The organism is Nostoc sp., assembly GCF_054880495.1.
In genome coordinates this window covers 1-17323 of sequence record NZ_JBTYKD010000174.1, presented here as the reverse complement: position 1 = coordinate 17323, position 17323 = coordinate 1, and the positions used below count along the sequence as shown (strand labels likewise).

13 protein-coding genes and 1 pseudogene are annotated in these 17323 nt (G+C 42.9%); 8 read left to right on the top strand and 6 right to left on the bottom strand.

Features of this window, described 5'->3' with window-relative positions:
- Nucleotides 1–464: pentapeptide repeat-containing protein (locus ACYTXL_RS17005; RefSeq protein WP_461925757.1), on the bottom strand; the 464-nt coding region annotated here is incomplete at its 3' end.
- A 502-nt stretch (nt 465–966) separates the two neighbouring features.
- On the opposite strand from ACYTXL_RS17005, the pseudogene ACYTXL_RS17000 reads away from it, so the two are divergent.
- Nucleotides 967–1194 (top strand): annotated as a pseudogene (locus ACYTXL_RS17000) (hypothetical protein); the annotation flags it as partial.
- 109 nt (nt 1195–1303) lie between these two features.
- Entirely contained in the window at nt 1304–2140 is an 837-nt protein-coding gene (locus ACYTXL_RS16995) for an alpha/beta fold hydrolase (protein ID WP_461925758.1), read from the top strand.
- Between the two features lie 63 nt (nt 2141–2203).
- Here ACYTXL_RS16995 and ACYTXL_RS16990 read toward each other — a convergent pair whose 3' ends face one another.
- A complete protein-coding gene (locus ACYTXL_RS16990) occupies nt 2204–2377 on the bottom strand; it encodes a hypothetical protein (RefSeq protein WP_461925756.1) in 174 nt (57 codons plus the stop codon).
- Between the two features lie 122 nt (nt 2378–2499).
- On the opposite strand from ACYTXL_RS16990, the gene ACYTXL_RS16985 reads away from it, so the two are divergent.
- Nucleotides 2500–4218, top strand: a complete 1719-nt coding sequence (locus tag ACYTXL_RS16985) for a protein kinase domain-containing protein (RefSeq protein ID WP_461925755.1) — start codon at nt 2500–2502, stop codon at nt 4216–4218.
- 546 nt (nt 4219–4764) lie between these two features.
- On the opposite strand, the gene ACYTXL_RS16980 is transcribed toward ACYTXL_RS16985, so the two are convergent.
- On the bottom strand, nt 4765–6411 hold the full coding sequence (locus tag ACYTXL_RS16980) for an ABC1 kinase family protein (protein WP_461925754.1): 1647 nt from the start codon (nt 6409–6411) through the stop codon (nt 4765–4767).
- Nucleotides 6412–6673: 262 nt separating this feature from the next.
- On the bottom strand, nt 6674–7738 hold the full coding sequence (locus ACYTXL_RS16975) for a mannose-1-phosphate guanylyltransferase (RefSeq protein WP_461925753.1): 1065 nt from the start codon (nt 7736–7738) through the stop codon (nt 6674–6676).
- Between the two features lie 116 nt (nt 7739–7854).
- Between ACYTXL_RS16975 and ACYTXL_RS16970 the strand changes: the two genes are divergently transcribed.
- Together ACYTXL_RS16970 and ACYTXL_RS16965 are read left to right on the top strand one after the other, a co-directional pair.
- Nucleotides 7855–9375 (top strand): LCP family protein, encoded by a 1521-nt coding sequence (locus ACYTXL_RS16970; RefSeq protein ID WP_461925752.1) that lies wholly within the window; start codon nt 7855–7857, stop codon nt 9373–9375.
- Nucleotides 9376–9439: 64 nt separating this feature from the next.
- Entirely contained in the window at nt 9440–9946 is a 507-nt protein-coding gene (locus ACYTXL_RS16965) for a pentapeptide repeat-containing protein (protein ID WP_461925751.1), read from the top strand.
- A gap of 234 nt (nt 9947–10180) precedes the next feature.
- Here ACYTXL_RS16965 and ACYTXL_RS16960 read toward each other — a convergent pair whose 3' ends face one another.
- Complete coding sequence (locus tag ACYTXL_RS16960; RefSeq protein ID WP_461925750.1) at nt 10181–13177, bottom strand: GAF domain-containing sensor histidine kinase; 2997 nt, start codon at nt 13175–13177, stop codon at nt 10181–10183.
- A 421-nt stretch (nt 13178–13598) separates the two neighbouring features.
- Nucleotides 13599–13751: a hypothetical protein gene (locus ACYTXL_RS16955; protein ID WP_461925749.1), complete on the bottom strand. Its 153-nt coding sequence runs from the start codon at nt 13749–13751 to the stop codon at nt 13599–13601.
- A 252-nt stretch (nt 13752–14003) separates the two neighbouring features.
- Here ACYTXL_RS16955 and murJ point away from each other — a divergent pair, with 252 nt between their 5' ends.
- From murJ to ACYTXL_RS16940, 3 genes are all read left to right on the top strand, one after another.
- A complete protein-coding gene (gene murJ / locus ACYTXL_RS16950; protein ID WP_461925748.1) occupies nt 14004–15608 on the top strand; it encodes a murein biosynthesis integral membrane protein MurJ in 1605 nt (534 codons plus the stop codon).
- Between the two features lie 158 nt (nt 15609–15766).
- Complete coding sequence (locus ACYTXL_RS16945; RefSeq protein ID WP_461925747.1) at nt 15767–16279, top strand: outer membrane beta-barrel protein; 513 nt, start codon at nt 15767–15769, stop codon at nt 16277–16279.
- A 593-nt stretch (nt 16280–16872) separates the two neighbouring features.
- On the top strand, nt 16873–17323 hold a 451-nt coding region (locus ACYTXL_RS16940), incomplete at its 3' end, for an oleate hydratase (protein WP_461925746.1).

The following is a 17323-nucleotide window of genomic DNA, read 5'->3' as shown; positions in this document are numbered from 1 at the left end:
GATAAGTCGGCTACAGTTAAGTCTGCACCACTCAAATCGGCTCCATCTAGATTCGCCGCTATCAAGCTGGCTTCGTGCAAATCCGCGTCACTTAAGTTAGTTTCAATCAGTTTCGCAACCGTCAAATTAGCGTGATTTAAATTAGCTCCATCCATTGCGGCTCCATCCAAGATCGCTCCATCCAAAATAGCGCCGCTTAAGTTGCTACCACTGAGGTTAGCATTGCTCAAATCTGCTCCATTTAAGTCTGCCTCAATCAAACTGGCGTGAGCTAAATTAGCGTGACTCAGATTAGCTCCATCTAAAATTGCTCTATCTAAAATTACGCCACTGAGATCGGCTTCCCTTAAGTTTGCCTCGCTCAAGTTGACACCAGTAAAGTCTCTGACACCTGCGGCATAGTTTTTCAGGAGTTGATCTGCTTTCATATCTGTCACTGTGCTAAGGAACATTTGATTTTTCATCCAGTTTACTCAGACAGGCAATAAATCCCCAGCACGCGCCACGGAGGATTAGTGTAGTGAATCAACCTGGAGTGAATATCTAAGCATCTTTCTCTAAATTAGCCATCCTTAATCACTGGCGCTACTACCTAGAGTTGTGAGTTACTTTCATACTTGGGAGGGATGTTGCTATCCTTAAAAATTTAACTAACTATTAGTGCAAAGCGATCCCTAAACTCAATGGGATGAAAAAAGAGCCACACGCCTTAGAAGATATCAATGCGATTCGTTGATTAGTGAATCACGGTATCCAGTCCGTAAATAACTAATCCAGCCCGACAGCAGATTACTGTCACTAAAAGGCTGAACTCTCGGTCAGATGTAGGTGAAAGTCCTACCATTCAGACTCAGAATTGACTCCTTATCTGCCCACACCGAACAAGCTCGGTTCTTGTAGAGTGAAGCTCTTAACAGGGCGCAATCAGACTGCCGTTGCGGGTTGACACTGGCGCTAACAAGAGTCTGGGTTGGTGGTTTAATTGCTGCTTTCGTTGGTTTTACAGTATCTGGCATTGAAGCCATCGGCTTGGAGATAGAAAACCCCTTTGGTTATGACCTTAATGACTTACCTCTAGATGCGATTTGCCAGACAATGAAACGCAATATAGACGATTTAATTACTCTGACTCCAAATGCGCGATCGCATCCAAGTAATTTGACTGAGCGATTGAGAAAAGAGCATCAGGTTTGAATTTTAAAGCTTGGTTATAGCTGTCAAGTCCCATCTCCTGACGCTGACCATCTTTTTTCGCAGTATTATATAAACGCGAAACTATCTCTTCACTGGCCGATATGCAATGATGCCTGTACGTCAAACTTTATCAAAGCCTGATATCCAACTTTCTTACTTAGAGTGGAACCAAGGTCAAGAACCTTTACTGCTATTACACGGCTTAGGCGATCATGCTCTAGTGTGGTCTAGTTTAGGAGATTACTTAGGGACAGACTACCACATAGTTGCACCAGATATGCGGGGACATGGCCAAAGTAGTAAGCCTGAGAGAGATTATAGTTTTGAAAGTGCGATCGCAGACCTCGAAGCACTCATGGATCATCTCGGATGGACTTTTGCCCATATTGTCAGTCACTCGTGGACAGGTAAATTAGCCGCCATCTGGGCAAGGCAAAACCCAAAGCGTTTGCGGAGTATAACTCTGATCGATCCGATTTTCATTTGGAAAATGCCCAGCCTTTTCAGGGTAACTTTTCCGATGTTGTATCGCTTCTTGCCTTTTCTCAAAAGCATGGGACCCTTTACCAGTTATGAAGAAGCTGAACAACAAGCACGGCAGTTAAAGCAATATCAAGGATGGAGTTCCTTACAGCAACAAGTTTTCCAAGCAGGAATAGAACAAAAACTCGATGGTAGTTGGGGCAGCAAATTTACTATCGCCGCCCGCGACGGGATTTTTGAGGAAGTCATGCAAGTGCCTGGTTTTACAATCCCCCTTGATACCCCTGCCCTCTTTGTCCAACCAGAACAAGGTCTAAATCGCCAAAATTGGCAAATCCAACCCTACAAAACCTATCTTAAAAACCTACGTATCTGTCAAGTTACTGGCAATCATTGGCCGTTTTTGACACAACCAGAGGCATTTAACCAAATTGTAGCAGCTTTCTTGGCAGAACACAGATAGAAAATCTGATTATTATTAGACGGGATTATCATACAGCAACAGAAGAATTAATAGGAGCAATGTCTAGGGGGATTGGGCACTTGTACTGAGCGAAGCCGAAGTATGGGGCATTGGGCACTTGTACTGAGCGTTCGCGTAGCGCGATGCCCTGAGCTTGCCGTTCGCGTAGCGTCTTCGTAGAGAAGGGTCTCGTAGAGAAGCCGTTGGCGCAGCCTCTCGTAGATAAGTATTGGGCATTGGTTATTCTCCCTCATCTCCCCCATCTCTCCCATCTCTCCCATCTCCCCCATCTCCCTCATCTCCCTCATCTCCCTCATCTCCCCCATCTCCCCCACTCCCCACTCCTCAGTTAGCCAGTCATGAGCCTTTGTATAAATCCCGTTTGCCCTAAACCAAATCACCCGGATAATCATCAAAACCGCTTTTGTCAAAGTTGTGGTTCCCATTTGGAATTGCTAGGGCGTTATCGGGTGACGTGCCTGTTGAGTGACAAAACAGGGTTTAGTAAAGTTTATGAAGCATACGAACAAGATACACCTAAAATCCTCAAGATACTCAAAGATGATCTATCAAGCGACACCAAAGCAGTAGAACTATTTCACCAAGAAGTAACCGTATTGGCACAACTCAAGCATCCCGCCATTCCCAAAGAAGATAGTTACTTCCAGTATCAAACCCGAAATGGTTTCGTGTTGCATTGCATTGCAATGGAAAAAATCGATGGCTACAACTTAGAACAGTGGCTACAGCAGCAGAATTACCCGATTTCTCAAGAACAAGCGATCGCCTGGTTAAAACAATTACTAGAAATTTTGGATTTAGTGCATAGCAAACAGTACTTACATCGAGATATTAAGCCATCTAATATCATGATTCGATCCCCCATTGGGAAGGGTTGGGGGGATTTGGTACTGATTGATTTTGGCACAGCTACCGAAATGCACAGAACCTACCCAGAGCAACTCAGCAACGGCGACGGGATGACAGCACTTATGTCATCTGGCTACAGCGCTCCAGAACAAATGAATGCTCAACCACTACCGCAATCAGATTTCTTTGCCTTGGGACGCACATTTGTATTTTTACTTACGGGATACCATCCCTTAGATATGTATGATATACAGCACAATTTGTTGCACTGGCAAAATCATGCCATCCATATCTCACCCTTACTATTGAATTTAGTTGATTGGCTAACATTACCGGATATAGAAAAGCGTCCTGCCAACGCTCAGGAAATTTTACAGTGTCTAGAAGAAATTGAAACTCAACTAATAGAAACTACTCCTAGAAATACTAATTTAGTAGGCAATCTTAATCCTGAGCAGTTGTCTTCGCCAGTTAATAAAACTTTGTCGCATCCAGATAAACAGCCAGAAGAAGTACGATTACTGGAATTTTTTGCAGTCCTGCTAGTGATATTAGGATTACTTAGTATAGTGGCTTTAGCAACGCGGACATCAAAATTTTCTTTGATGCCAAATTCCGAACAATCTTCAGATCACAAAGATAAAATTGATTATTTTCCTTATCAAGAAGGTAGGGATAGTCAGGGGAAGGTAGCCGAATTTAATATAGCTGTTTTATCACTAGAATATAAATGGCTTTTAGGTAGCAATTTCCAAATTAAATATAATGATGAAATTATTAGTCTAGACCTTTTAAAGTTGAACTTAGAACAAGAAGGTATACAAAAGATAATGGAAGATCCTAGTGAGATTATCTCTGTAGGCATTTCTTGTAAGGGTGATATAGCAGTTCCAGAACGTATGGCTTTAGAACGTTCCAAACAAATACAACTTTTAGTGAAAAAACTATTTATTAATACACCAAACGTCAAAGGTTATCGGTTATTAAATTTGGGAGAATTTCAACGGAGTGATTGTCAGGCAAATCAGGATTTAACTAAATATCAGAGAAGTATTATAATCATTGGGGTTAAAAAACAATCAGCAGGTTTAATTCTGGATGAGGCATTACGGGATAGGTTAGAAAAAAAGCCTTTTGCTGATTTTAAGTTAGAAGATTATTCTTTGGGGACACCAGAAAAGTTTAAGACGATACCAAGTAATTTATAAAATCTCTAGCAAAGTACATCAGTGGATAGGCGTAGACCATTGTAAATATCTCCACTTTATACCATTTCACACAAACCCTGATACATATAGATTTCTCGTAGGGGCACAGCATTGCTGTGCCCCTACCAAGGTATAGAACTAGTATTTGATTTTTGAAATGCACGTAGTGAACCCTCTAGGCTAAAATAGTGCATTAGACGTAGACGTAGGTTGGGTGGAGCGGAGCGCAACCCAACTGATTATCAGGATGTTGGCTTTGGCAAAGCCTCCAACGCCACTTGCTACAACGCGGGAAACCCGCGCAACGCAGTGGCTCCCCAACCTACAATTTTTTTGCAACATTACTACCGAGATTTTTTCAGAAATCAAATATGATTCCTATATTTGTATCATTATTAAAGTGAAAGGGTATTAGCCATAAACTACAACTATGCTCATCTACATCCTTTGAAGTAATGGAACTTCTTTGAGTTTGGCAAATCGTGAGGTGGTATATGTCAGTGTTCGAGAAATCTTTCTTTGATCAAGAAAGTTTCAAACAAGGTTTCACCGTAAACGTCCCGATCGCAATGTACTAATAATTAACCACAAACCCAATAAACTAGCGGCTGCAAACAGGATGCTGCTTAAGAAAGATAGCTGAGTTGTCTGCGCTCTGGTGGAAATAATTGCTGCACCCATAATTAGCGAACCCACTAAAATACTAAAAGATAGTCGGTTAGCCGCATCGTCCATAGTACGCCGCACGCCATCTAAACCCCGCAGTGAGAGATTCCACTGTAAGGTTTCTGAGGTAACTCGGTCTAATAACAGTTCAATTTGGCGAGGAGATTGTAGAGACAGACTTTTAATATCTAAGGCTGTCCGTAATAGCGATCGCATTGGATTATCGCCCAATAATTGCCGACTAAACAAGTCTGTAATTAATGGCTTGATTTCCTCAATCAGATTAATCTCCGGGTTGAATGTCCGCGCCACACCCTCTAAGTTTGCTATGGTTTTAGCATACAAACCCATGTTGCTAGGTAGACGAATTTTATTATTACGAGCAATTTGCAAAACTTCGTAAATTATTTGACTGAAATTCATCTCAGTCAAGCTGACATTATAATACTTTCGTAACATCCGGTCATAATCATTTTCCAGCCGTGACAAAATTACTGGTTGAGCAGAATCTGCTAGTTGCAAAGTTAACTGAGCGCACCTTTGAGCATCTAAATCAACGATCGCTAACAACATTTCTGTTAATATCTGCTGTGTACGGGGATCAAGTCTTCCCACCATCCCACAGTCTAAGAGGGCAATACGACCATCTTTGAGATAAAACAAGTTCCCCGGATGAGGATCAGCGTGAAAAAAGCCATCAAGATATAGTTGCTGAAAAAATACCCGAAATAACAAAGTAGTTATTTCTTTACGCTCTACAGCAGGGTCTTTACCATTGTTGTTATTGTTCAAATCCGCAGACAGGAACGGCACCCCATCCAGCCATTCCATCACCATTAATTTTTCTGTGGTCAATTCCCAGTTAATTTCCGCAACTACTATTTGTGTGGGATCAAACCAACGACTCTTAGATAAGTTGCGCCGCAGTTGGTCTGTAAAACCCGCTTCCCGCGTAAAATCTAATTCAGCTTCTAGAGCTTTGGTAAATTCTTCGGCGATGGATTTGATTTCGTAGGTTTGCCCAAACTCAGTACGCGCCACTAAATCAGCAATACCTTGAATTAAAGCAATATCTTGGGCAACAGTAATATCAATTCCTGGACGTTGCACTTTCAGAGCAACTTCCCGACCGTCTATTAATGTAGCTCGATGTGTCTGGGCAATTGATCCGGCGGCTACAGGAATAGGGTTAATTTTGCTGAAGGTTTCTGCTAGTGAAAGTTTTAATTCTTTACGGAGGACTATTTCTACCTCTGACCAAGGAACTGCTGGGACTTCATCTTGCAGGGTTGACAGTTCATCAATGTAGGCGGCGGTCAGTAAATCTGGACGGGTGGAGAGTAGCTGACCAAGTTTAACATAAACTGGTCCCAAGTCTACCAGGATATTTTTTAAAACCGCAGGTGTAGGTAGCTGGGGTTCATCAGCTTTGCCACCAGTAAGTAGCCTTCGCATATAGTCCCAGCCATTGCGAAGGAATACTTCAAGAATTTCTCGTTGACGGGGAACAGTTTGGGTGAGGAACATTTTGGGGAGTGGGGAGTAAGGGGAGTAAGGGGAGTAGGGGGAGTAGAGGGAGTAAAAATTTTAGATTTTAGATTGAAATTTAATCCAAAAGACGCGACGCTCGAATACTCGCTACCGCTGCGCTATCGTGGACTCGCTAACGCTCCGCTATCGTCAATCCAAAATCCAAAATTGAATTGCCCAATACCCAATGCTCTGCTTTTAGACAGTCAAGTTATAATGGAAAAATAGACTTTTTAGCCTCTGCCAAGGGTTTTAACTTTTATAGCAGGTCGGTGAATCGGGAATCGCTTTGGAGGATTTTGAGGATCTGCTTAATTTCCTGGGTACGTTCTTTTTTAACAACGAGGGTGACATTGCGATCGCGCACAATCACCACGTCCTCTAAACCAATAGTAACAACTACATCTTCTGGATTTGAGGCATAAATAATCGCTCCCTGCGTATCCAACCCTATGTGGGTAGCGAGTTCTACATTGGGAGTCTCCTCTGTCTTCAGTAAGCGTTCGATCGCATTCCAATCTCCTAAATCATCCCAACCAAAATCAACTGGCAAAACATATGCTAAATTTGTCTTTTCCATTAGCGCATAGTCTATACTCTTCTTAGGCAACTGGGGATAGATATTAGACCCATGTTCTTCTAAAGGTTCGATAATTTCTGGAGCATGGGTATGTAGTTCCTTGAGAACAACCCCTGCCCGAAAAACGAACATCCCACTATTCCAGCTAAAGCGTCCCGTAGATAAAAAAGTTTCTGCCGTTTCCCGGTTGGGCTTTTCAGTAAAACGGTTGACGTGATAAGCTGGCAACTCATTAAAGCTACCTATTTTTTCACCTTGTTCAATGTAGCCATAACCTGTTGATGGAAAAGTAGGTTTGATCCCCAGTGTAACGATCGCTGCTGTGCTTGCGGCCAGTTGCGTAGCCGCGCTTAAAGCGTCTGCAAACGCCTTCTGATCAGCAATCCAGTGGTCAGCAGGGAAAAAGCCAATCACAGCGTCTTCTCCATAGCGCTGTTTGATTTCTAAACTTGTCCAAGCAACGGCTGCGGCTGTGTCTCTTCCTTCCGACTCGATCAATAAGTTTTCAACTGGTAGATCAGGTAATTGTTGTCGTACCCCTTCAGCTATCTGACTAGAAGTGATAACCCACAAGGAATCCCAAGTGCCTCCGAGTGCTAACAAGCGATCGGCGGTTGCTTGTAATAAGCTTCTAGAGCTACCATCAAGACTTAAAAATTGTTTTGGTCGGTCTTTACGACTCAGAGGCCAAAAACGTTCACCTTTACCACCAGCAAGGATTACGGGGAACAATAAAGTATTCATGTTGTCATACACGCTTACCGAAGAACATTACAAGTTTACAGTGAGCTTTTCCACTGGCAATATTTGTAGCTTCGATTAACATAACTTTTAGGGAGTGGTTGAGTGGGGAAATAATTGTGATAAAACAAATCGAATGGTCGGACAATCCGGTTACATCTCAACAAGTAGCAGAATTTGAAACTGAAGTGCGATCGCCGCAACTTCAACGGACGGAAAATCAAGTAACACCTGCACCAGTAGCTGATTCAGAGGAGGAGGAGGTAGAACTAAACCAGCCAGCGAATCCAAACCGTAGCGTCATCGAATCAGTGGGTGCAATTTCTAATCAGCTTTACGAGAGACTAGGCTTGACCATGCCTCGATGGCTGTTGTGGATCACGACTATTGTTATCGGCATCATCTTATCTGGGTTACTGGTATCAACATTAGCACTTTGGACTCCGTTGTGGAGCAATCTAGATCGAACAGATGAAGATTTAGGAACTACTACTAAAGACGAGGTAAAAATACCACTACCAGGGGAGTTATGGAGCAAACTCTCCCAGTACCAGCTTTCACGACCGATGAATATTTTAATTATGGGGATTGAACCAGTTAGAGATACTGTTGATGGTTCACCAGAAAGCTTTGCTGGGAAAAGCGACACCATGCTGCTGGTACGGCTTAACCCGACTGAAAAATCTGTACGGGTGCTTTCGATTCCCAGAGATACGATGATCGCCATCCCCGAAAAGGGAGAAAAGGGATTAACTAAGGTATCTGACGCCAATGCCAAAGGCGGCCCAGTCTTGGCAGCACGGGTAGTTAGCCGTACCTTAAACAATGCCCCAATCGATCGCTACATCCGCATTTCTACTAGCGGCTTGCGGCAGATAGTCGATCAGTTAGGCGGAGTAGAGGTCTTTGTTCCCAAATCAATGGAATATAAAGACTCCAGCAGTCGGCTGTCGATTAATTTAGTCAGTGGCTGGCAAACCCTCAACGGCGAACAAGCAGAACAGTTTGTCCGATTCCGCGAACCAGGTTTAGGAGATTTGCCGAGAGTGCAGCGTCAGCAAGCACTAACAGCAGCATTGCTGCAACGCTTAAATAGTCCTACCGTCTTACCCAGGTTGCCTCAATTAACTCGTTTGATGCGAAAATACTTTGATACCAACCTGAAGATGGAAGAAATGATGGCGTTGGTGAACTTCGGACTCAACTTGGATCGGGATAATTTCCAAATGACCATGTTGCCTGGTACGTTTAGCCGTTTTAGCAAAGACCGTGATAGCTATTGGCTGAACATGACTGGACAACAGAGCCTGTTGAATGATTATGTTGGGGTAAATGTACCTGGTTTGAAGCCAGATATGCGCCGGGTTCCTAACCTCAAAATTGCTATTCAAAATGCTTCCAATCAACCTCAGCTAACTGAAAAAGTTATTGCTTATCTCAAACAAAAAGGCTTTACTAATATTTACAAAGTGCCTGATTGGCCAGATACCCAACGTCAAACTCAGATTGTTGTCCAAAAAGGCAACCGACAAGTTGGAGTTGATTTGCAAAAAGTCTTAGGCTTGGGTCAAATCGAGGTGTCGGCGATTGGTGATTTAGAATCTGATCTCACAATCCGCATTGGTAAAGATTGGAAATAGGTAAGAGTCATTAATCATTAGTCATTTAACCAATGACTAATGACTACTGACAAATAATAAAGTTATGAAAAAGATTTTACTGCGCTTTTTTGGTTTGATTGCGATTTTGATACTAGCATTTTTGTGGATAATACTTAATCCCAAACCGGCTTTTGCTCAAGTAAACACAATCAACTACAACAATATAAATTTAGAAAATCGGGACTTTTCTCATACTGATTTGGTAGGTGTGACTTTTGTCGCTGCAGAAATGCGGGGGGCAAATTTTCAAGGGGCGAATTTAAGCAATGCAATTCTGACTAAGGGAATTTTATTAAAAGCAAATCTGGAAGGTGCGAACTTGAGCGGGGCTTTAATTGATCGCGTGACTATGGATAGTGCTAATCTCAAAAATGCAATTCTTAAAGAAGCAACTTTGACCAGCAGTCGCTTTTACGATGCTGATATCACTGGTGCTGATTTTACGGATGCTTTGGTTGATCGTTATCAAGTATCGCTGCTGTGTGAAAGAGCTGATGGTGTAAATTCTGTTACGGGTGTGTCAACGCGAGATAGTTTGGGTTGTCGATAGTCGGGTGTGTTAGCGCAAAGAGTATGGCATCAACACCTTAGAATCGGTGCGTTACGGCAAGCCTAAATATAGGATTTCCGAAATTCGTAGCTTTTTTAAACGCAGAGGGGAGGCAGCGCGTTGCGGGGGTTCCCCCCGTTATAGCGACTGCCGTCGCGCTGAGTTTTGCCAATTTTAGTTCGCTATAAACTTATAAATTCTGTACTAAGACACTCTAATAAACTAATTTGACCTTTAACTAGTGGTGGGAATTTCAATCAAAAACTCTGTTCCTTCTCCTGGTTTAGAGAAACATTTAATCTGACCATGATGTTTTTCAACCACGATTTGATAACTGATAGATAATCCTAACCCTGTACCTTTACCTATTGCTTTGGTGGTGAAGAAGGGGTCAAAAATGTGCGATCGCACCTCTTCTGGAATCCCTAGACCATTATCAGCTATTCTAATTACAATCTGGTTATTAACGGCTTGCGTACTAATCCAGATAATTAAGGGTATTATCGGAGACCTTTGGGATAAATTCAAATAGTTTTCATGTATAGTTTTAAACTTTTCCTCTAATGCATCAATACTGTTACTCAAAAGATTCATAAACACTTGATTTAATTGCGCGGGATAGCATTCGAGCAAAGGTAAACTACCATATTCTTTAACAATCTCAATAGCTGGGCGTTTATTATTATTTTTGAGGCGATGCCCTAAGATCAGCAAAGTACTATCCAATCCTTCATGAATTTCTACTGGCTTCAATTCAACCTCATCTGTACGAGAAAAGTTACGCAGTGATAGCACAATCTCACAAATGCGCTCTGTTCCTACTTTCATTGACTCAAGGGTTTTGGGTAAATCTTCGATGAGAAAGTCCAAATCAGTCTTGTCAATTTGCTGTTGGACAGTTGGCAATAAGGAGGAGTTTTGACGGTAAAGTTTCACAACATTTAACAGTTCTTGAGTATATTCATTTAAATGGATAAGATTGCCAAAAATAAAACTGATAGGATTGTTGATTTCATGCGCGACTCCAGCAAGTAGTTGTCCTAAACCTGCCATTTTTTCACCCTGAATTAACCGGGTCTGAGTTTGTTTTAATTCTTGCAGGGCTTGAGTAAGTTCTAAGGTTTGACGTTTAGTTTGTTCGAGTAATTCCGCTTGCTGAATTGCAATTCCAAATTGCACCCCTACTTGAGCCAGTAAATTAATTTCTTCCTCTTTCCAATAACGCGGTTGCGAATTTTGATAAGCAACTAATAATCCCCATAATTTTTCACCTTCCCGAATCGGAACAAAAGTTTCGTTACGTGGAAGTTGGTTATCGTCGTCTGTGTCCTCAAAAGTTTCTCTAATCATTGGTTGGGCTTGTGCAACAAGTTTCCAACCATCTTTAAAGGAATCTGCCACAAATTTACCGCTCCAATCTGAGTTGAAGCGGTAGATTGCAACTCGCTCGACTTCTAGCAACTCTCGCACAGCTTGAGTAGTGGTTCTAAAAATAGTTTGAATATCGAGTGACTGTCGGATTTTATCAATGGTTGCAGCCAGCAGTTCTTGCCGTTCCATTGATTTCTCCCGTTCGGTGGCTTCTGCTAACTGGACAACCTGCATTTGAACTTGCTTTAAATAAGAATCCTGTTTTAATGCGACTCCTAATTGCTGGGCTATTTGACTGGTAAATTCAATTTCAGAGGGTTGCCAGTCACGAGGAGCGTTACATTGGTGAATACACAGCAATCCCCAAAGTTCACCTTTTTTCAAGAGAGGTGCGAGCATATTTGCACGCACTTGAAATTTTTCTAGGATTTGGACGTAGCAACCTGAAAAGTTTTGTTGATAAATGTCAGCGATCGCATTTACTCGACCTTGTGCGTAAAGGTTCGCAAAGTTTTCACCGAAGCAATAATCATAAACTTTTTCTGCCATTACCGAGTTACACTCAGGTACAACATCCTCAGAAATAAATTCTCCTTCCCAATCTTTTTGAAGGTCAAAACGAAAGACTGCCACTCGGTCTGCTTGCAGCATTTGCCGTGCCTCGGTGACAGTAGTCTGGAAGATTGTATCTAAATCTAGGGACTCCCGAATTCGAGTAATCACGCTAGTTAATGTTTTTTGTTGCTCTGCTTGGTACTGAGCATATTCCAGCAACTTATGGTGTAGCAGTGCCACACCAATTTGTGTGCCGATTTTGATCAATGATTCGACTTCATAAGATTGCCACTGTCTGGGTGAGGCATTTTGGTAGGCAGCGATGACTCCCCAAAGTTGATCTCCCTGGAGAATGGGGGCACTTGCAAAGGATTTTGCCTGGAATTGCTCCAACAGGGTTATATGGCAGTCTGTTAATCCGGCTTGATAAATGTCATTAACTATAAATGTCTGATTGTCAACGTAACGTCCGCCTTGGGTGTGTTGTAAATAAGTATCAAAAATCGTAGGCTGAACGCCAACTAAGGGAGTCCAGCCTGACACAACTGATTCAGCAACAAAGTTACCACTCCAATCTGGGTTGAACCTAAAGATGGCAACTCGATCAGCTTGCAGCAGCTTGCATATTTCTTGAGTTGTGGTTTTAAAGATGGTTTCAATATCAATCGGTGAACGAATTTTATCAACAATCTGAGCTATTACTTGGTCGCGTTGAACTGCTTGAGCCAATTTTGCGGCTTGCAATTGGACTTCGTGGAAATGCTTCGCTTGTTGAATTGCAACGGAAAGATGGTCAGCAATTTGACGAATAAACTCAATTTCCGATTCTTTCCAGTCACGAGCTTCACTGCATTGATGAATGCAAAGCAATCCCCACAGTTTGTTCTCCCGCGATAATGGGACAACAAGGTTGGACTGTATCTGAAATTTACTCAAAATTTCCAGATGACAATCACTCAGTCCCGCCTTGTAAATATTTGCTACTGCTTGCACTCTACCTTGTTGATAACTGGAAGCAAATTGTTCTCCAAAGCAGTGGTTGTAAACTTTTAGTGCCAATACTGAGTCCCAGCCAAGTGCAACATCCTCAGAAATAAATTCTCCTTCCCAATCTTTTTCCAGGTCAAACTGGAAGACTGCTACTCGGTCAGCATTTAGCAACTGTCGCACTTGTGTAACGGTAGTTTGAAAAATTGTTTCTAAGTGAAGAGACTTCCGAATTCGCACAATTGCATTTGCCAGAGCCTTTTGTTGCTCTAGTTGCTGTTGAAGTTGATTCTCCGTGAAATTTGAATTGGGTTCCATTGCTCTGAATTATGTCGTTTTTATATAAGGGTTCCTCGTACCAAGCTTCATGGGGTTAAAGGGCGTCAAAAAAAATATGACAATCTGCAAATTTTTACAGTGTTCAACTATTTCCCAGAAGATGGGTATTGTTATAGTTCCCCTTTGTTGATCTATCCTCGTAATTTAAAAAATAATTTTTGCTTCTAGGCAACACAAAACATGACTAAGTACAGCTTTGCGTAAACTTGGCGAGGTTTGACCCTCACAAGAACAGCCCCTCTCCCAAAATTGGGAGAGGGGAGCAAATTATCTAGTTCCCCTTCTCCCAGGTCGGGAGAAGGGGTTAGGGGATGAGGGCAAAACGTCTTCTCAAAGCAGATTTTTTCTTAAGTTGACACCAATGGCTTTCCGGCCCATCCCACAAGATGGAATAATTTATTTATTTGGAGTTCTCTAAAGTCTTCGGTTTAGTGCGACAGCCGGCACTAAAAGCTGCTGTCAGTTCAAGGCTAACGATTGCTAAGGCGCTCTCATGCCATTCATGGATGAGCGCGTCAATCATCTCCCATGCTGTAGGAGAGGAATCTATCAACCGAAAAGCCTCACTTAGCTCGTTGATAAAGCCTTGCAGATCATCGGAATCAAATACACTCAGCCATCCATAAGGATGTTCAAAGCCGATTTCCTTCCCAAGTAATACGTATAATTGTACGATCGCTCCGCCAACGCCAAGGGCGAACGCACTTAAAATAATTAATTTATCGAAATTTACCTGACAGACTGCCGGATTTCAGGTTAAATGTTTGTAAAGTATGCACTCTCTAAGAGTTGTCTGGTATTATTCGTGACACAACAAGACCAAAAACCCTCTCGTTCTTTCGCTGGAATTGCTGGCATTGTTGCCGCAGCCACATTAATTAGTAAAATCTTCGGTTTAGTGCGGCAGCAAGCGATCGCTGCCGCATTTGGTGTTGGTGCTGCTGCCACTGCCTATAGTTATGCCTATATTATCCCTGGCTTTCTATTAATATTACTCGGTGGTGTAAATGGGCCATTACACAGTGCGATCGTCAGCGTTTTAGCCAAGCGTCGGCGAGAAGAAGCGGCTCCCCTAGTAGAAACCGTGACAACGCTGGTGGCTGGAGTGTTGTTGCTGGTGACAGTTGCTCAGATTTTATTTGCGGATGCGATCGTTGATTTCGTTGGTCATGGTTTGCAAGAGACAACCAGAGCGATCGCCATTCAACAACTCCGCATTATGGCACCAATGGCTTTATTTTCAGGATTAATTGGTATTGGCTTCGGTACTCTAAATACAGCCAATCAATATTGGTTACTCTCCATTAGTCCCTTATTATCCAGTATTACGGTTGTTGTCGGTCTTGGTATCTTGGCTATGCAACTGGGCAAAGATATGATTAAGCCGGAGTACGCTTTAATCGGGGGAATGGTGTTAGCTTGGGGAACTTTAGCAGGAGCAGTTCTCCAGTGGTTAGTGCAGCTAATTGTCCAGTGGCGGTTAGGATTAGGCACATTACGCCTACGGTTTGAGTTTAAATCCCCAGGTGTTCAAGAAGTAATTAAAATCATGACTCCGGCAACAATTTCCTCTGGAATGATGCCAATTAATGTTGCCACTGACCTTTATTTTGCCAGTCCTATCCCTGGCGCTGCGGCAGGATTTAACTATGCGAATCTATTAGTCCAAACTCCCTTGGGGATTATTTCTAATATCATTTTACTGCCCCTATTACCAATATTTGCCAAACTTGCCGAACCCGAAAATTGGCCAGAGCTAAAATCACGCATTCGCCAAGGACTGCTACTCACTGCCTTCACCATGCTACCGCTAGGGGCGCTGATGGTGGCGTTATCAGTACCCATTGTGCAGGTGGTATATGAGCGTGGTGCTTTTAAGCCAGAAGCCACACAGCTAGTTTCATCATTGTTAGTCGCTTATGGAATTGGGATGTTTGCCTATTTGGGACGTGATGTTTTGGTGCGGGTATTCTATGCTTTAGGCGATGGACAGACACCTTTTCGTATCAGTATCTATAATATTTTGCTCAACGCCTTACTAGATTTGTTTTTGGTTGAACCTTTTGGCGCTCCCGGTTTGGTGTTAGCAACAGTGGGTGTAAATTGCAGTTCAATGTTAATGCTGTTATGGTTGCTCGATCGCAAACTCAATGGTTTACCTTGGCGTGAGTGGAGTGTGCCGATTTTGGGTTTGACTGCTGGTAGCTTGGTAGCTGGCGTAGCAACCTATGGTACATTGGTTGCTTGTCAACAGGTGTTAGGTAAAGAAGGTTTACTGATTCTGGTGTTGGAGTTGGGTATATCTGGCTTCGTGGGGATTGCGGTGTTTGCTGCGATCGCTTCATTGATGAAAATACCAGAAGTGAATAGACTTATATCTGCTCTGCGTCAGCGCTTTTTGAAGAAATAGAATAACTGTCATTTGAATATTTCAGTTGGTACACCCAACTGGGTGAACAATAATTCAGCCAATAGGGTGAGCCAAATGTGCGAGGTTACATTTTGTAAAAAAAGAGATTCTAGTACTAGAGAACATTGATTTTACTTAACTCTGGTGAGAAGAATTCTATGAAATTTACAAAATTAGCTGCCTCTGTATTTGCTGTTGCTTCAATCGTCCTCTCGGCGGGAATTGCTTCTGCTCAAACAGCCGGTACAAACGGCAATTACATCGGTGCTGGGATTGCCGTTGGTGCAACCAGTGGCGGACAAGGAAACGATGACGCACAAGTTGGTGGCAATATTCAAGGACGTTACGCCGTTCCCAAAACACCTCTTTCAGTGCGGGGTTCTGTGCTGTATGGTGGTGATGCTGCCGCTATTATGCCTATAGTGACTTATGATGCGCCCATCGCCAAAAATACTAATATTTACTTCGGTGGTGGTTATTCTTTTGTAACTGATGAAGGTCAAAAAACCCCATTGGGGAATCAGAATGCACCTGTAGTTACCCTTGGTATTGAATCAGAAGTTAGCAACAATGTCATTGCCTATGGGGATACTAAATGGGGTATTGACGCTTACAGAAATAGTGATGCTGATGCCCTCAGTTTCCAAGCCGGATTAGGCTATCGCTTCTAGTGATTACGAGCTAAAAAACAGCTTATTCGCAAGCTAAAGCAATGATGTTTGCCAGCCCTAGTATCGCGGTTCTCAATTGCATAGAATACAGGAGCCAGTCTCGTGGGCGGGTTTCCCGACTTGGGCGAACTGGCGTACCATTTGTAGGGGTACAGCAATGCTCATTGGTGTCAAGTTAACCCAAAACCTTTTTCAAACCTCGTTTCCAACCAGAGACTAAAAATGCTGCTCGTTGTGGCAGAGCCGCAAGTCTTGAGGCGGCAGCCCTCTCGGAATGCATTAAGAGTCGGAGACTGGGAACGAGACAATCTTAAAAGCTGCTTATAGACTGGCTTTCACGTGAAGTTGAGACGGATGAGCTTTTTCTGTGCCCCTACCATGTATTGCATCCAAACGAGAGCCGTAATAACCCAAGTTGCGTGGCAAAACAAAAGCTCGCTTTTGATAACCCTGATTAAATCATTTACCTCGTTTTGGGTGATTTAACTATAGATTAGATGGTATTTTATTTCTCTACAACTCCCTAACTTTAGATTTAGGCTACAAAAGACGTAAGACACGATTAAACTAAACTCGTCAGGGAGTCAATTGACATGGTTAAGGAATCTAATGCTTATCTGTTGGGTGGTGGTATCGGCTCTTTGGCAGCCGCCGCCTTCATGATTCGCGACGGCAGACTCCCTGGCGGAAATATTTTGATCCTAGAAGCAAAGCCCCTCTTAGGCGGAAGTATGGATGGAGCCGGGAACCCTGGTGAAACAGTTCCGCCTGAAACAGTTCCGCCTGAAACAGTTCCACCTGAAACAGTTCCGCCTGAAACAGTTCCGCCTGAAATAGTTCCACCTGAAATAGTTCCGCCTGAAACAGTTCCGCCTGAAATAGTTCCGCCTGAAACAGTTCCGCCTGAAACAGTTCCGCCTGAAACAGTTCCACCTGAAACAGTTCCACCTGAAACAGTTCCGCCTGAAACAGTTCCACCTGAAACAGTTCCGCCTGAAACAGTTCCACCTGAAACAGTTCCGCCTGAAACAGTTCCACCTGAAA

Bases quoted from the DNA above. Each gene is read 5' to 3' on its own strand.
- ACYTXL_RS16995 (WP_461925758.1), top strand. From the start codon at position 1,304: ATGCCTGTACGTCAAACTTTATCAAAGCCTGATATCCAACTTTCTTAC.
- ACYTXL_RS16985 (WP_461925755.1), top strand. From the start codon at position 2,500: ATGAGCCTTTGTATAAATCCCGTTTGCCCTAAACCAAATCACCCGGAT.
- ACYTXL_RS16965 (WP_461925751.1), top strand. From the start codon at position 9,440: ATGAAAAAGATTTTACTGCGCTTTTTTGGTTTGATTGCGATTTTGATA.
- ACYTXL_RS16990 (WP_461925756.1), bottom strand. From the start codon at position 2,377: ATGCCCAATACTTATCTACGAGAGGCTGCGCCAACGGCTTCTCTACGA.
- ACYTXL_RS16945 (WP_461925747.1), top strand. From the start codon at position 15,767: ATGAAATTTACAAAATTAGCTGCCTCTGTATTTGCTGTTGCTTCAATC.
- ACYTXL_RS16960 (WP_461925750.1), bottom strand. From the start codon at position 13,177: ATGGAACCCAATTCAAATTTCACGGAGAATCAACTTCAACAGCAACTA.
- ACYTXL_RS16980 (WP_461925754.1), bottom strand. From the start codon at position 6,411: ATGTTCCTCACCCAAACTGTTCCCCGTCAACGAGAAATTCTTGAAGTA.
- ACYTXL_RS16975 (WP_461925753.1), bottom strand. From the start codon at position 7,738: ATGAATACTTTATTGTTCCCCGTAATCCTTGCTGGTGGTAAAGGTGAA.